Raw genomic sequence first — 1,772 nt, 5'->3', positions numbered from 1 at the left:
CTGGAAGAGGCTTACAACGGCTATGACTACTGGGTCACACACGCTCATTCTGTTCTAACAAAACTCAATAGCCAGCGAATAGAATGGAAACCATTGGCGTTCTTTACCGCGAATAACCAAAACAACATTAAATACCGCCACTTTTTTGCGGCTATGCATCGTTTAAATCAGACCGGAACATACATAAAAGAACAGTGCCTAAGCGAACAGCAACTCTTTCAAGGTTGGCAAAATGTCGAGTTTCTTCGCCAGCACCTTGAGAACCATCGTCCAAGCATCGACAAATTGCTCCTTGGCTTAGAGAAGCTCAATAGAGAGACGCCTATTCACAGCGAGCTCGGTTACTACAGTGCCTATATATTGAACCTCGTTTTACTTCAGGAAGTCGCGGTTCGTATCCGAGATTTTTCTGAACGATTTGGGCAAAACGAAAACTACAGCAATTACGTTAAGCGGCTATTTGTGTTTGCTGAAAAGGCCCAAGAACGTTGCGACGCTTTACTGGTCACCGCGCAAAGCCGCGCCAACAATCCTTACTATGATTACCAGAGAACCTCCGTTACCTTTGCTGGTGACGTTCCAACACAAGAAGCCTCGGATCGGCGTGTGGTGCTCAATGAAGCACTATGGAAACCGAAAAACTTAGACAACCATATCTATGCCAACAACGGAGCGAACCAAAGGACGATTGTTGAGTGTGCGCTCTCTTCCAAGCCAGATAAGCTGCTATATATCCTTTCCGATAGTCCGGTACTGTCGCACGATGTCGCCGATAACAAAAAATGCACTTCCATTGTTAACCTAAATTTAGCAACATCTGTCAGCCGACAAAAAGAGTCACTATCTAAAGCCTTTGAGCAGGCACTTGGTGGCTCTTCTGACGCTGTTCTTCGCTCTTTAAAATTTGAAAAATCGATTAACTGGGCGAATATTAGCGATGTTATTTTCCCTTGGAGTAGCAAAGAGTACCAAAATGAAACGTTTGGTATTAGCGCAATGACAGAAACCAGCGGAGGAGCGCAATTTGCTCGTTTTGCTTACAGTGCCAGTACCGCTATTGACCAAGACACCTTCCACAAAGGCACCTTAAAAGCCGAGTTTCAAAGCGATTTTTCTCTCGCCAGTGCAGAGCAAAAGATAAAACTCAGGCTGCCAGCCAGCGGCAGCATGGCATTGGACATCCCTTATCGTACCCGTGGTAACCAAAAACGACATACAGAAAACATTGGCTCTGCTGTGCTTGAATTTGAAGGTAAAGTCTATGGTGTGCTCGCAGCAAGCTTAAAAGTTGCCACGCAAATACACATCGGCAATATGGAAGAATCTTCAGGAGAGCAAGAAGTTCGCCCTCTCGGCATCAAAGGAACAGTACCAAGCAGAAGTGACTATACCAATTACAATGTGTCCGGCTTAGGGCAGGAAGGCAACCGAAACAGTCCCCTTGCGGCAGGAGCTACTGCGCAAGCAAAAGCCTTTGCTGGTTTGGAAGCGGGGGGCACTCTGAGCTGTAAGTTAGATTGGGCAAAAGATCAAAAAAGCGCAACACAAAACCTGTTTAAAGTCAGTTCTGACTTTAAAGTCTCGGCGGGGATTGGGTATGATGGTGTATTCCAGTGCACGTTCAATAACGGCCGTTTTATCTTTATTACGGCGATGGCGGCCACGGCTGGGGTAGGATTCGGTGGGAAATTTGCCACTGAACTGAACCCGAAAGCCGCAGATGACTTCTTTGCTGCGCTGCTTGGCGTGATGAATAATAAAGGGTTTCAGCG

1 pseudogene is annotated in these 1,772 nt (G+C 46.4%); it reads left to right on the top strand.

What is annotated here, in order from left to right:
• A pseudogene (locus ACQEXR_RS20020) lies at nt 1-1,772 on the top strand (LysM domain-containing protein); the annotation flags it as partial.

It is taken from the genome of Vibrio sp. TRT 2004 (assembly GCF_050113735.1).
Lineage (GTDB): Bacteria > Pseudomonadota > Gammaproteobacteria > Enterobacterales > Vibrionaceae > Vibrio.
The sequence above is the reverse complement of the archived record's forward strand: the minus strand, read 5'-3'. Positions and strand labels throughout refer to the sequence as shown.